Annotated in this window: 11 protein-coding genes; 9 read left to right on the top strand and 2 right to left on the bottom strand. The window is 47.2% G+C overall.

Annotation, left to right across the window (positions count from 1 at the left end; all coding sequences use genetic code 11):
- The first annotated feature begins 59 nt into the window (after nucleotides 1–59).
- A complete protein-coding gene (locus M2134_RS03855; protein ID WP_280750014.1) occupies nucleotides 60–1,307 on the top strand; it encodes a DUF1015 domain-containing protein in 1,248 nt (415 codons plus the stop codon).
- Between the two features lie 126 nt (nucleotides 1,308–1,433).
- Entirely contained in the window at nucleotides 1,434–2,060 is a 627-nt protein-coding gene (locus M2134_RS03860; RefSeq protein WP_280750015.1) for an HAD family phosphatase, read from the top strand.
- 47 nt (nucleotides 2,061–2,107) lie between these two features.
- Here the strand turns inward: M2134_RS03860 and M2134_RS03865 are convergent, their stop codons facing one another.
- Nucleotides 2,108–3,076, bottom strand: a complete 969-nt coding sequence (locus M2134_RS03865; protein WP_280750016.1) for a hypothetical protein — start codon at nucleotides 3,074–3,076, stop codon at nucleotides 2,108–2,110.
- Between the two features lie 336 nt (nucleotides 3,077–3,412).
- On the opposite strand from M2134_RS03865, the gene M2134_RS03870 reads away from it, so the two are divergent.
- Together M2134_RS03870 and M2134_RS03875 are read left to right on the top strand one after the other, a co-directional pair.
- Nucleotides 3,413–4,534: a hypothetical protein gene (locus M2134_RS03870; protein WP_280758119.1), complete on the top strand. Its 1,122-nt coding sequence runs from the start codon at nucleotides 3,413–3,415 to the stop codon at nucleotides 4,532–4,534.
- Between the two features lie 73 nt (nucleotides 4,535–4,607).
- Nucleotides 4,608–7,454, top strand: coding sequence for a hypothetical protein (locus M2134_RS03875; protein WP_280750018.1), 2,847 nt, complete (start codon nucleotides 4,608–4,610; stop codon nucleotides 7,452–7,454).
- Here the strand turns inward: M2134_RS03875 and mnmA are convergent.
- A complete protein-coding gene (mnmA, locus tag M2134_RS03880) occupies nucleotides 7,432–8,511 on the bottom strand; it encodes a tRNA 2-thiouridine(34) synthase MnmA (RefSeq protein WP_280750019.1) in 1,080 nt (359 codons plus the stop codon). The genes M2134_RS03875 and mnmA overlap by 23 nt on opposite strands.
- Before the next feature lie 185 nt (nucleotides 8,512–8,696).
- Between mnmA and M2134_RS03885 the strand changes: the two genes are divergently transcribed.
- The 5 genes from M2134_RS03885 (at nucleotide 8,697) to M2134_RS03905 (ending at nucleotide 14,027) form a co-directional block, all read left to right on the top strand.
- Entirely contained in the window at nucleotides 8,697–10,745 is a 2,049-nt protein-coding gene (locus M2134_RS03885) for a dihydrofolate reductase (protein ID WP_280750020.1), read from the top strand.
- Nucleotides 10,736–11,389: a DNA alkylation repair protein gene (locus M2134_RS03890; protein WP_280750021.1), complete on the top strand. Its 654-nt coding sequence runs from the start codon at nucleotides 10,736–10,738 to the stop codon at nucleotides 11,387–11,389. The genes M2134_RS03885 and M2134_RS03890 overlap by 10 nt, the downstream gene beginning before the upstream one ends.
- 59 nt (nucleotides 11,390–11,448) lie before the next feature.
- Entirely contained in the window at nucleotides 11,449–11,919 is a 471-nt protein-coding gene (locus tag M2134_RS03895; protein ID WP_280750023.1) for a transcriptional repressor, read from the top strand.
- A gap of 18 nt (nucleotides 11,920–11,937) precedes the next feature.
- Nucleotides 11,938–13,209 (top strand): adenylosuccinate synthase, encoded by a 1,272-nt coding sequence (locus M2134_RS03900; protein WP_280750024.1) that lies wholly within the window; start codon nucleotides 11,938–11,940, stop codon nucleotides 13,207–13,209.
- Nucleotides 13,210–13,340: 131 nt separating this feature from the next.
- The gene (locus M2134_RS03905; protein WP_280750025.1) at nucleotides 13,341–14,027 is read left to right on the top strand and encodes a zinc metallopeptidase; all 687 of its coding nucleotides are present in this window, start codon (nucleotides 13,341–13,343) and stop codon (nucleotides 14,025–14,027) included.
- The last annotated feature ends 35 nt before the right edge of the window (nucleotides 14,028–14,062 follow it).

The following is a 14,062-nucleotide window of genomic DNA, read 5'->3' on the forward strand; positions in this document are numbered from 1 at the left end:
AAAGTCTTTAATGACCTTAAGGGCTTTAAGGACTTTAAGAATATAACAGAAAAACAACCATGAAAATAAAACCATTTAAAGGAGTACGCCCTCCCAAAAATCTAATCGAAGAAGTTGCTTCGCGCCCGTATGATGTATTAAACTCGGAAGAGGCACGCGCGGAAGCCGCAGGTAATGAGAAGTCTTTATATCGTATCATCAAGCCGGAGATTGATTTTCCGGAAGGAATGGACGAACACGATCCGGCAGTCTATCTGAAGGCAGCTGAAAACTTCAACATGTTTCAGGAAAAAGGATGGCTCGTTCAGGATCAGAAAGAGCATTATTATGTGTATGCACAAACCATGAATGGCCGCACGCAATATGGTCTGGTTGTTTGTGCCTACGTGGAAGATTATATGACCGGTAAGATCAAGAAACACGAACTTACCCGTCGCGACAAAGAGGAAGATCGCATGAAACATGTTCGGGTGAACGATGCGAACATCGAACCGGTATTCTTTGCCTATCCCGACAATGCGGAACTGGATCGCTTGGTGATGAAATATACCGAACGCGAACCGGAATACAATTTCGTAGCCCAATTGGATGGATTCGGCCATACGTTCTGGATCATCGACGACGAAAAGGATATGGAACGCATCACCGAGATGTTTGCTGAGATGCCTTCGTTGTATATTGCGGACGGGCACCATCGCTCAGCTGCCGCAGCTTTGGTAGGTAATGAGAAGGCAGGTTTGAACCCGAATCACCAGGGAGATGAGGAATACAACTACTTTATGGCGGTTTGTTTCCCGGCGGGTCAGTTGACCATCATCGACTACAACCGTGTGGTAAAGGATCTGAACGGTCTGACAGAAGAAGAATTCCTTGCGAAAGTGGGAGAGAACTTTTATGTAGAAGAAAAGGGAGCGGAGATATATAAACCCGAAGCACTGCATAATTTCTCGCTCTATCTGAACAACAAATGGTATTCATTGACAGCGAAACCGGGCACTTACGACGATAACGACCCGATCGGTGTGTTAGACGTAACGATCTCTTCCAACTTGATCTTAGATGAAGTATTAGGCATCAAAGACCTTCGTTCAGACAAACGCATTGATTTCGTAGGAGGAATCCGTGGATTAGGCGAACTGAAACGCCGCGTAGACAGTGGAGAAATGAAGGTCGCCCTGGCTTTGTATCCGGTTTCTATGAAACAGTTGATGGACATCGCCGATACAGGCAACATTATGCCGCCGAAGACCACCTGGTTCGAACCGAAACTGCGTTCGGGTTTGGTGATACACAAGCTGACGAATTGATAATTGATAATTGATAATGGATAGTTAATGAGAGGTCGTTGTCTCTTGTTAATTATCCATTTTTTTATTGTGGGTTATCAATTATCAACTATCAATTATCAATTATCAACTATCAATTAACAACAGATGATAAAATATGTAGTTTTTGATTTAGGAGGAGTCATTATCGAATTGGATCCGCAGCGCCCTATCGATCGTTTCAGGGAGATGGGCGTGAAGGATGCGGAGAAACTGATCAATTCGTATGAGCACAAAGGCATTTTTCTGCAGTTTGAAAATGGAGAGCTCGACCTCGAAGGGTTTCGGACAAAGCTGAGCGAGCATGCCGGCAAGGAGCTGTCGACCGACGATATCTATTGGGGTTGGATGGGATTCATGCTCGATGTGTCGCAGGAAAAATTGGATTATATGCAGTCGCTCCGCGAAAAATACCAGGTATGTATTCTCAGCAACACGAATCCGATCATTATGCATTGGGCCAAAAGTGGCGTTTTCTGTCCCGCAGGCAGGCCGTTGACTGACTATTGTGACAAGATTTACGCCTCCTATGAGATGAAAATGACAAAGCCCAACCCGCTGATTTTCGAAGCGATGATGGCCGATCAGCAGATGAACCCGGCAGAGATTCTCTTTATTGACGACGGAATACGAAACATAGAGGCAGCTTCCCGCTTGGGCATTCATACCTATCTGCCGAAAAACGGCGAGGACTGGCGCGCAAAAGTCGATGCCCTATTACAAGAACTGGGCTGAAGCAAAAAAGGAACATCTGTATGGTCGACAAATCGCGCGCTTCTACCCTAAAGTTTGTCGACCATTTTTCGTTGTTCCTTGAAAAACAGGATGCGCTCTTTTTCCGCACTGTTGGATATTAATACAGAGGTTAGTTTTAGATTGTTGATTCTGCGACACATCTCCTGGCATACATGAGGCTTAAAGGTTAGGAATGACCGGATGCCATAGGCTTCGACCGAATAAAACCAATAATCGCCAAAGCGCATATAGACCTGAGAGGTATCAATATTCATGGGCGATATATAGAGATCGAACGGGTTGCCACTCTCTTTGAATCGACCTTCTGCGGCTCTCGTCTCACAATCGTCAAGCAATGCGAACAACTCTTTCTTCAAGCCATCAGTTTCCTCTTTCGATAAGAGGGATATACTCTTGAAATATTGTATATCATCAATCAACTTTGCTATGATCTTACTGTCCCATATGTAGAAGGTATGTTTGATTTGACTGTATTCTTTCATATGGTTTAGGAAGAGGGCTGACAACCGGTTGGGCATTTCCACCGTGTCGAATCTTTTGAATGACTCTATATCGCTGTAGTAGCGTCCCCATTTGAACAGCATAAACCGCGAAAGCTCCTTGTACTGCATAAAGAAATGCCTGGTGAGGAAACCGATGGCTCCGCCGGCTTCGGTGTGAGGCTCTTCCAACAGTTGCCTCAAGAGGGGGATGCTCTGTTCCATCGTCTCCATGTCGAACCCCTGCTCGGTGACTGTCAGCGGGAGATCCATTTTCCAGGAGGGGTAATCGCCTTCCGGCTGTTCACTGAGCAGTTTGTCCAAAGAAATCGCGTATTTATGCGCCAAGATGCCCATCTCATCCGCGCTAAAGCGTACATCGCCCCGAAGCCTGCGATAGACCGATACCTCGTCCATATCGAATAGGTTGGATATCTCATGGACAAGACCTGGTTTGTTTTGACGTATCTTGTCCATCACACGTAAGAATAGGGTGTTTAATAATGGATTGTTCATAGTATAAGGTTTTTGTAATTAGCAGACTGACTGCCTTTTATTTTCGCTGAAGATACTGAAAAGAATCCAATCTACCGCCATTTTGCGCAAACAGTTTTGCCGCTTTCCCCATTCTTAACATTTATTGTCTGAAAACGCCCTTCACCCTGTTTAATATCTTTTTCTGACAATAAAAACAGGCTCTTTTTGACATTTATATACTTGACATCAAATCTTTTACTCCCTACCTTTACCGACGGTCGATTATGGGTGGCGGCTGTTTTTACTCCTTAAGGCAGCGGCTGCCGGAATAATCACTAAGCGAAATAGAAGGTATAACTTTTAAAACGTAAGATAATGAAGACCAAAACTATTTTTTCTATGTTGATCATAGCGTTATTCGCATTCGTTTCATGTAGTAAAAACGATGTCCCTCCCGGCAATCGTGACACCAAATCTTTTTACATTCAGATCCGGAAAGCCAGCGAGAAGAGCCGTGCGGAAGGGGCTGATATGTCGGATCAGGAGGTGAACTTCTCGGATGGTTACCTTATTTTTACTACGGCTGACGATATCGGACGCGTGATTCGTATTGTCGCCTCTAACGCCGGAGACAAGCAAGTATTGGTGTCGCAGCTGGAGGCAGGGGTTGAGATCGAGAATATTCCCGCCAGCACGACGCATGTATATCTCTATGGAAACCTGGGTGAATCCCTATCGGGTATTGCCGCCGCGGCGATAGAAGGAGGCAGTATCTCTACGGTGGAGGCGCTGACATGGGGGCTGGGCGACATACAGAATGAGACGAATGATGTCGCCAAGGTGCCGGTTTACGGGAAAGGGGATGTGGCTCCGGGTGAAGAAGAAACCGATCGGCTTGAATCCCGCTTCGATGTTTACCCCGTTGCTTCCCGTCTGCAGATAGGGGAGATCAGCTGTTCGGATGATGAGCGGGTGACTAAATTGACCCTGAGTGGTATCTACATCAATGGCTTCTATCACAGTATGGATGCGGATAATACGTTTTTGGACACCTACCTGGTGGATAATGGCATTGACATGACAAAGTATCCCGCAACCGGTTATGAAGACTATCCGACAATGAGTGATGTCGGTTTGGCAACCGATCTAATGGACGAAGCAGCTACGCCCACCTTGACCGATGGCTATTGGGCATACAACTTCTTCCCGGCTACCATGCCGCATATTGTGTTGCATTTCACAGAATTGGAGGTGGGAGGTGAAGCCGTTTCGGGTAATAAGTACGCAACGGTCTCCCGATACAGTACCTCTCCCGAAGGAGGTGAAGAAAATGTCTTTACCACCGCGTTGGCAGGCTATGTTTACACCTTGAATATCGATATAACGGACTATGAGCAACAACTTTCGGATCGTCCCGAATCAAGTAGCTCGGTTATTGGATATGTTATTATCAATATCATTGACTGGCAAGGTGTGACTCTTTATCCGGAATGGTAAGAGGATAAACCCTTTCGGTCGACGAAAGAGGCTTGGGCTGCATCGGGTAGGGGCAACGGCGGATAAAAAAGTGATGAATTGGCATGATATGATAACCAAGATCTTAATACGGAAATTGTTTACGTTGCTAATTGTAGCAGTGGGGTTGGTGTCTTGTAGCTGGGAAGTGCCGGTAAACACCGGTATCGACCCGGTTACCGACCCCATCATCGTTACGCTGGAAATGCGCGTTTCGGGCAATTCCATACCGGCAACACGCGCCCTTGGAAAGCAACACGAAGAGGAGGTATCTGAGGTCGTCGTGTTTCTCTTTGAGAAAGGAACGGAACTCCGTTGGGATACCGCCTTGAAGTATGTTGGTCGATCAGTAGGTGAACCGCAAGAGACCGGCGCAAGCAAGCAATTTTCCGTGGAGCTCTATTCCGGCGAATGGGATCTATGGGTGCTGGGCAATGCGCAAAGCTTGATAGATAAATTGGAGGGATTGCATAATGATACGGATATTTATTCGGAAGCGTTTATAGCGCTGGGATTGACGAAGTCGGATTTGCAGGCCGAACTCACCAAGACGGTGACCGGAAAATGGCCTGTGGATCCGACAGGTCCGAGCGGAGTCTTCCTTATGCCCATGTGGGGGATGTCGGACGCCGTTCTGATAGACCCCTCATCTCCCCATATTACCCAAACAATCAATCTATACCGTATGCTGGTGAAGATCGATGTGGAGGTGCAACGTGAGGCTGATACAGAAGAACCGGAACTCTATCCCGGTATCCCCTTGTCGCAGTTTGAATTGACTTATGTCAGTTTACATAATTATACTACTTCAGGTCGTCTGGTGCCGGGGCTTACGGCAGAGGATGGCGATTGGATCAACAGCAGCGGGGGATTTGCTCTTCGGACAAGTCTACCGGAAGCACCCGGTGGTGTCTACGGCTGGGAAAGCAATAAGCGCTTGGAATGGAGTGATGAAGCCGATTTTACCACTGCCGGAACCGCCCTAAATGGTGTGATCTACACCCTGGAAGCCGATTCCGGAACACAAAATACGAACCGTCCCTGTCTTATTATTGGCGGGAGGTACAATGGCGATGATGACATAACCTACTACCGCGCGGATTTTTTAGACAAAAACAAAAGCCATCTGGATCTCTTGCGCAATCACAGATATACGTTTCTTATCCGTAAGATAGGAGGTGTTGGTTCTTCTACGATACAGGACGCGTATGAAGCCGGGCCGACCAATCTCGAAGCCCAAGTGGTCGAATGGAACGAAGGCGGATACCTGGATGGGGTATGGAATGGAGCCTATGAAATCCGTTTCTCCGGCAGGAGTGTCCACTTCAATCAGTTCGGTGAACCCGATCATCAGGTTCTCAAAGTGCGCTCGAATGTGCCAACGCTTACGTTCGATGATTTTGCAAATATTACCGCCGGACCGAACGATCAGGTTTGGACAGCCCAAAGCGACAATCGGTGGTCGAATAACCATTTTTCTCTGCAGATCGATGAGGTATCAACCCTGGGTGGTTATACCGAGTACACCTTGACCTTTGAGGCATTGCCTACGGCCATAGGGGATCCGGCGCGTAATAGTCTGTTTTATGTGAAAGGCTATATGCTCCAGGCAACTATCGAAATAACGCAGGAGCGGCATCAGCCCTATCGTTTGTTGACCTCGCCGAACCCGGCGTATGCCATTGCCATCGATGGTACACCGCAGCGCGTTAAGGTAGAAGTGATTAGTACGCATTCTTACAAAATAGATTTTATGGAATATACGGATATGTTCGATGCCGTTTACGAAGTGCCCGTGGGCGGGGCGCCTCTGGTGATGACCAACATACCGGCCTCCACCACTGAGTTATATGTGGCGGTTAATGAACATACCGAAGATGTGGCGCGTGTGGGAGAGTTTTATCTTCAACATATGGACTCTCAGAGCGATGCTCCGGCGTCTGTCTATAGCGTTTTGCAGATGACACCGATTCTTCTTGCGGAACTTGAAGAGGGAGGCCATGAGATGCAAATGCCGAAACGGGGTGGAGAGGTAACAATAAAAGTAACCTCTAACCTGGCCTCCTGGTATCCTGTTCTTTTTATCGACGGTGAGGAATATGAGGGAGATAAGTTAGCTTATTTCAACGTGGAGACCGGTGTGAAGAATCAGACTGTTCAGTTTACCGTTCCCGAATTGCCGAGTGATGCTACAAGCAACAAGCTGTATGAAATCATGTTCAAGGACACCCGTGGCAAGACAGAAACGGCCATCCTTATCACAATCACACAAAAAGCTCAGAACGGTGTCCCTCCGACGGGTGGAACGAACGCGCCTGAAGCTATTCTTGCTGTCGACGAAAATGGCGTTCTCAATCTCGACGGTCGGGGATATATTGTCTTCTTTAAGTGGGGCTCTACCATCGCTATCTCCGGAGCGGCCACCTCCTTTGATGCTTCGCAGATCGCTTGGGCACCTGAAGAATATGATGTGAGTCTGATTGGCGACGATTGGGCAAAGGTTCCTTATGCCAGTGATAATATCTACCTGAACGCGTTGCCGCCTAATCTCCCCGCGGATGGTTTGGGCGATCCTTGTCGACTGGCCTCGAAAAGCGGGGTGGTAGGCGGATGGAAAATGCCAACGACGGCGGCCTTTACTGGTATTGAAGCTTGGAACACCAAGACGATACAAAATGTAACTGTATGGGGACGTCCGGGGAATAATGGCATATTTTATCCGGCAGCTGGAAGGCGTTTGAGTGGAACCCTTACTGAAGTCATGCAGACAGGGTATTATTGGAGCTCAGTGCCCAATGGTATTTATTCAGCTCTTGTCTTCTATTTCAATTCGGGAGCGCTATTCCCGGGCAATAATGGCGGACGAGCTGTTGGGCATGCTATTCGTTGTGTTCCTGAATGATCATTCCGCTTCCCAAGCAGAGATGATGATCCCGGTCATACACTACCCCAAACTGTCCGGGGGCGATTCCCTGTATCTTGTCTATGGACTCAATCCGGTAGAGGTCGCCGATGCGGCGGATAACGCCAGGGGTAAATTCCGGGGTATGGCGAATCTTGAAGGTGATTTCTTTTTCGTCCGCAAACTCTCCCCATGGGTCTTCGGTGATGAAATTGAAGCCCTGTAGGTTTATCGTTCGGCCATATTGTGTCTCCGGGTCATATCCGTTAGACACATAAACAATATTACGTCGCGTATCTTTCTTGATAACAAACCAAGGGCCACCGCTCAGTCCCAGCCCTTTGCGCTGCCCGATGGTGTGAAACCAGTATCCGTTGTGCTTACCCAGTATTTTACCGGTTTCCATTTCTATGATCTTGCCGGTACGTTTGCCCAGGTAGCGTTCGATAAAATCGTTGTAATTAATCTTTCCAAGAAAGCAGATGCCTTGACTGTCTTTGCGCTTGGCACTGGGGAGCTTTTCGCGTTCGGCTATTTCACGCACCTCGCTTTTCATCAGGTGACCGATCGGGAACATCAGCTTCTGTATCTGCAAACGGGTGATCTGCCCCAGGAAATCCGTCTGATCCTTCAGCGGGTCTTTGGCAGTTGATAACCATACCTTGCCATCTATTTCGGTTGTTGTGGCATAGTGACCGGTGGCAATCTTGTCGAAGTCTTTTCCCCATTTCTCTTCGAAACAGCCAAACTTGATATATTTATTGCACATCATATCCGGGTTGGGTGTTAATCCCCGTTTAACCGATTCAATGGTGTAGCTTACCACCTTTTCCCAATATTCATCGTGTAGCGAGACCACTTCCATGCGACAGCCATACTTGCGGGCTATGTATGAGGTGATTTCTATATCCTCTTCAGCCGGACAGTCGATATACCCATCCTTATCCTCCATCCCTATACGGATATAAAAAATGGTTGGGTCATAACCTGCCTCTTTCAGCATGTGTACGACAACCGAACTATCCACTCCTCCGGAAACCAATGCAGCTACTTCCATACGTTTATATCTATTTTACGTCTGCAAAGGTACAAAATAGTTAAGTAACAATTTGGGGCAACCGGGGGCTTCTCAAAAATTCTCACGCGGGTGAGAAAAAATTCTCACCCGCGTGAGAAAAAAGACACTATCTTTGTTCCCCGTGTATTATACAACCGAAATTTGATAATATAAAATAGGAATGTATGAAAAAAATAATTGTAACATGTATGGCTGCATCCGTATTATTGGCTTGTACCGAATCGAAAAAAGAGGCGAAAGATATGCCTCAGGAGTTTACTTATGTGGTAGATCAGTTTGCCGATCTGCAGATACTTCGTTATCAGGTGCCCGGATTTGAATCGCTTTCTTTGCAACAAAAACAATTGTTGTATCATCTGTCGGAAGCGGCATTGATGGGACGTGATATTCTTTTCGATCAGAACAACCGTTATAACCTGCCTATCCGGCGTACGTTAGAGGCTGTCTATAATGCCTATACAGGTGATAAGAACGATACAGAATACAAGGCGCTGGAAACCTATCTGAAAAGGGTTTGGTTCTCCAACGGTATACACCATCACTATGCGGAGGATAAAATCCTTCCGACCTTTTCCGTGGATTATTTCAAGGCTTCGGTTTCAAAGCTCGATAAGTCATTGCTTCCATTGCGCGAAGGACAGTCGGTTGAAGCCTTTTTGGAAGAGATCGTCCCGGTTATGTTCGATCCGGCAGTGATGTCTAAACGCACGGTGCAGAGCGGCGAGCAGGACATCATCATGGCCTCTGCCAATAACTATTACGGAGAAGGTCTCACCCAGAAAGAGGTGGAGGCGTTCTACGACAAGATGAAAGATCCGAAAGACAATACCCCTATCTCGTATGGCTTGAACAGTCGCTTAGTAAAAGAAAACGGCCAGTTGACAGAAAAGGTCTGGAAGGTGGGCGGACTGTACACGAAGGCCATCGAACCAATTGTCGCTGAGCTTCAGAAGGCGATTCCTTTTGCGGAGAATGAACACCAGAAAGCGGTGATCGAAAAGCTGATTGAATTTTATCAAACAGGCGATTTGCGCACCTTCGATGCCTATTCGGTGCTCTGGGTGGAAGATACGGCTTCGGAAGTGGACTTTGTCAACGGTTTTATTGAAACCTATGGTGATCCGTTAGGGTTGAAGGCCAGTTGGGAATCAACCGTTAATTTCATCAACCATGAAGCGACCAAACGCACGAAGATTATCAGCGACAATGCCCAATGGTTTGAAGACCATTCGCCGGTGGACGATCGCTTCAAAAAGAAAGAGGTCAAAGGGGTGACGGCAAAGGTGATCACCGTGGCGATGATTGGAGGCGATTGCTATCCGGCCACACCGATCGGTATCAACCTGCCGAATGCCGACTGGATCCGCCGTGATCATGGTTCTAAATCGGTTACGATCGAAAATATTACGGAGGCCTACGACAAGGCTTCGCAAGGTGGTGGCTTGGGAAGTGAATTCATCTGGAGCGATGCCGAGCGTGAACTGATTAAGAAATATGGCTTCGAAACAGGCAATCTGCATACCGACCTGCATGAATGTTTGGGGCATGGCTCAGGTCAATTGTTGCCGGGCGTTGAAAGTGATGCGTTGAAGGCTTATAGCTCTACCCTGGAAGAGGCGCGTGCCGACCTGTTCGGGCTTTATTATATGGCCGATCAGAAATTGGTGGATCTGGGTCTGGTGCCCGATGCGGAGGCCTATAAAGCAGAATATTACAATTTTATGATGAACGGGCTGATGACGCAATTGGTTCGCATCGAATTGGGCAAAAACGTAGAAGAGGCGCATATGCGCAACCGCCAACTGATTGCTAAATGGGTGTATGAAAAGGGAGCGGCCGACAACGTGGTGGAATGGAAAAAGAAAGAGGGAAAGACCTATGTGGTGATCAATGACTACCAGAAGCTGCGCGCGTTGTTCGGCGAATTGCTGACCGAGGTACAACGCGTGAAAAGCGAAGGCGACCTGGAGGCAGGCAAGAAATTGGTGGAAGAATATGCCGTTAAGATTGATCCGGCGTTGCATGCCGAGGTGTTGGAGCGTTATGCCAAACTGAATCTGGCCCCCTATCGTGGTTTTGTTAATCCGGTGATGAAAGAGGTGAAAAACAATGCCGGTGAGGTGACCGATATCCAGCTGGATTATACCGAAGGCTATGTAGAACAAATGTCACGTTACGGTCGCGACTATTCTTTCCTGCCTGCATGGAACTAAAAGAGATCCGCAAACAACTCCGTCTGGCGATGAATGGCGTTACATCGACCAGCATGCGCCAGAAAGGAGTTGGTTATAAGATCAATTTCGGTGTTTCGCTGCCGCAACTGAAAACAATTGCGGCAACGCATACGCCTGATCGCATATTGGCCGAAACGCTCTGGAAAGAGGATGTCCGGGAGATGAAAATCCTGGCCGTTCTTCTTTATCCGCAGAGCGAATTCGATGAGGCACGAGCTGATGCTTGGGCAGTGGATATCGCCGATCCGGAAATAGCCGGGCATTTTTGTTTTCTCCTGTTGCAACACCTCTCTTTTTCAGAAGAATTGGCCATGCGCTGGATTCGCCGTCGGGAAGGATTCTTCAGGCAGATGGGCTTCCTGTTGCTGGCTCATCTTTTTCGATATGGAGATTTCAGCCGAAAAGAACACCTGATCCTTTTCTCGGAAGAGGCGAAAGTGGCGGTTCGCACAGGAACATTGCCCGAAAAACAAGCTGCCGCGGCAGCTGTCAAACGCTATGGAAGCCAGTCGAAAGAGCAGGCTCTTTTTCTGTTGGATTTATTTAAGGCAGGGGAAGGATCGCCGGAGGAGTGGCAGGAATTTCAGGAAGAACTTGAATTTGAGTTCGATTATTCTCTTTAATCGGGTATGTGGTTTAGAATAAATGCGCTACCTTTGCCTTTCGTGTGAAATAATACCTGATGGAAACAAAATTATATAGTGAATTAAAGCAACAGTTCACCGACTATCTTGTGGATAAGAAGATGCGGAGAACGGAAGAAAGGTACACTATATTAAAGCACATCAGTGAGATAGACGGTCATTTCGACATGGTCAGCCTGCATGAACTGCTTGATAACAATAATTTCCATGTCAGTTTAGCTACGCTTTATAACAATGTAGATCATTTCATCCAGGCCGGATTAGTCGTACGCCACCATATCAGTCCGCAGATTGTCCATTACGAATTGCGGGTGCATGCCGAAACGCATCAACATTTGGTATGCACACATTGTGGCGATGTCAGGGAGATACGGAACAAAACACTACGGGCAGATATTAAAAACCTGAAGTTGCGTCGTTTCACACCGGAATATGCGAGTTTGTATATTTACGGTATTTGCAGCAAATGCACCTTCCGTATCCGACAGGAAAAGCGAAAGAATAATTAACAACGATATTGAAACACAATGAAAGTAGACGTTTTATTAGGATTACAGTGGGGCGACGAAGGCAAAGGAAAGATTGTCGATGTGTTGACACCGAATTACGATGTGATAGCTCGTTTCCAGGGTGGACCGAATGCAGGTCATACGCTGGAATTTAATGAACAGAAATATGTCCTACGCTCGGTTCCTTCGGGTATTTTCCAGGGAGGAAAAATGAATGTGATCGGCAATGGTGTGGTGCTCGACCCACTGTTGTTCAAACAAGAGGCGGAAGCGCTGGCTGCCAGTGGACATGATCTGAAGAAGCGACTGTTCATCTCCAAAAAAGCCCATCTGATCCTGCCTACGCATCGTGTGTTGGATGCCGCCTATGAAGCAGCCAAAGGAGAGGGTAAGATCGGTACGACCGGGAAAGGCATTGGTCCGACCTATACGGATAAGATCAGCCGCAACGGAGTGCGGGTAGGGGATCTCCTGCTCGATTTCGAAACGATCTATGCAAAGGCCAAGGCGCGTCATGAGGAGATTCTGAAGTCACTTCATTACGAATACGATATCCGTGAGTTGGAAAACGAATGGTTCGAAGGCATTGAATACCTGAAAGAGTTTACATTGATCGACAGCGAACATGTGATAAATAATTGCCTGAAAGAGGGAAAAGCGGTGTTGGCAGAAGGTGCCCAGGGCACGATGCTGGATATCGACTTCGGCTCTTATCCGTTTGTGACCTCTTCCAATACGGTTTGTGCGGGATGTTGCACCGGATTGGGTGTGGCTCCACGTAGTATCGGCGAAGTATATGGCATCTTTAAAGCCTATTGTACGCGCGTGGGCAGCGGACCGTTCCCAACGGAATTGTTCGATGAGACAGGTGATAAATTGTGTGACATAGGCCATGAGTTTGGCTCGGTGACAGGACGTCGCCGTCGTTGCGGATGGATCGACCTGGTGGCGCTGAAGTATGCGATCATGGTAAACGGCGTGACCCAACTGATCATGATGAAGAGCGACGTGTTGGATAGCTTTGAAACAATCAAGGCTTGTGTCGGTTATATTGTAAATGGGGTAGAGGTAGATGAGTTCCCATACTCGATTGAAGAAGATGTGAAGCCGGTGTACGTGGAACTACCCGGATGGAAGACCGACATGACAGATATGACAAATGAGGATGAGTTCCCGGAAGAGTTCAATGCTTATCTCTCCTTCTTGGAAGAGGAGCTTGAAATTCCGATCAAGATCGTTTCTGTTGGACCTGACCGCGAACAGACAATCATTCGCTACACAGAAGAATAAAAACGAAGAAAAATAGTCTAAAAGAAATAAAATGGCAGAAGACCACACACCCGAGGGTAGGTCGTCTGCCATTTTTTGTATTTGGCAAAGTTTTTGCTTTATAGTTTTTGAATAAATAAATATAATAGAAGATGTCAATTTATTGGATTATTTTTATTGGAACCGCGTTACTAAGCTGGTTGGTATCCACCAATCTTCAACGCAAGTTTGAACGGTATTCGCAAATCCCTCTGCCGGCGGGATTGACAGGAAGGGAAGTGGCTGAGAAGATGTTGCGTGACAACGGGATTCATGATGTGCAGGTAGTGGCTACGCGTGGCATGCTAACTGACAATTATAATCCGACAAATAAAACGATTAGCCTGAGTGAATCGGTCTACGCCAGCCGTAGTGTGGCGGCCGCAGCTGTGGCAGCACATGAGACAGGGCATGCTATTCAGCACGCGACGGCGTATGCACCGCTGAAGATGCGCTCGGCATTGGTGCCGGTGATCAGCTTTTCTTCCAATATCATGACCTGGGTGTTATTGGCCGGTATGTTGTTGTTGAAGACATTCCCGGGTTTAATGCTCTTTGGTATAATCTTGTTTGCTACCACCACGTTGTTTAGTTTCATTACCTTGCCGGTAGAAATCAATGCCAGCCAACGCGCTTTGGCCTGGTTGAGCAACGCAGGATTGACCAATGTCAATACACACGACAAAGCGGTTGATGCGCTTCGCTCCGCTGCTTATACCTATGTGGTAGCTGCTTTGGGTTCATTAGCAACCCTGCTTTATTATGTTATGATATTCCTTGGAGGACGAAATAGGGATTGATAGATTCGACAGACTTCTTACCTTTGTCTGCTCAA

The organism is Parabacteroides sp. PM6-13 (assembly GCF_029892605.1).
In the GTDB taxonomy this organism is placed as follows: domain Bacteria; phylum Bacteroidota; class Bacteroidia; order Bacteroidales; family Tannerellaceae; genus QVMG01.

Bases quoted from the DNA above. Each gene is read 5' to 3' on its own strand.
- M2134_RS03855 (WP_280750014.1), top strand. From the start codon at position 60: ATGAAAATAAAACCATTTAAAGGAGTACGCCCTCCCAAAAATCTAATC.
- M2134_RS03860 (WP_280750015.1), top strand. From the start codon at position 1,434: ATGATAAAATATGTAGTTTTTGATTTAGGAGGAGTCATTATCGAATTG.
- M2134_RS03865 (WP_280750016.1), bottom strand. From the start codon at position 3,076: ATGAACAATCCATTATTAAACACCCTATTCTTACGTGTGATGGACAAG.
- M2134_RS03870 (WP_280758119.1), top strand. From the start codon at position 3,413: ATGAAGACCAAAACTATTTTTTCTATGTTGATCATAGCGTTATTCGCA.
- M2134_RS03875 (WP_280750018.1), top strand. From the start codon at position 4,608: ATGAATTGGCATGATATGATAACCAAGATCTTAATACGGAAATTGTTT.
- mnmA (WP_280750019.1), bottom strand. From the start codon at position 8,511: ATGGAAGTAGCTGCATTGGTTTCCGGAGGAGTGGATAGTTCGGTTGTC.
- M2134_RS03885 (WP_280750020.1), top strand. From the start codon at position 8,697: ATGAAAAAAATAATTGTAACATGTATGGCTGCATCCGTATTATTGGCT.
- M2134_RS03890 (WP_280750021.1), top strand. From the start codon at position 10,736: ATGGAACTAAAAGAGATCCGCAAACAACTCCGTCTGGCGATGAATGGC.
- M2134_RS03895 (WP_280750023.1), top strand. From the start codon at position 11,449: ATGGAAACAAAATTATATAGTGAATTAAAGCAACAGTTCACCGACTAT.
- M2134_RS03900 (WP_280750024.1), top strand. From the start codon at position 11,938: ATGAAAGTAGACGTTTTATTAGGATTACAGTGGGGCGACGAAGGCAAA.
- M2134_RS03905 (WP_280750025.1), top strand. From the start codon at position 13,341: ATGTCAATTTATTGGATTATTTTTATTGGAACCGCGTTACTAAGCTGG.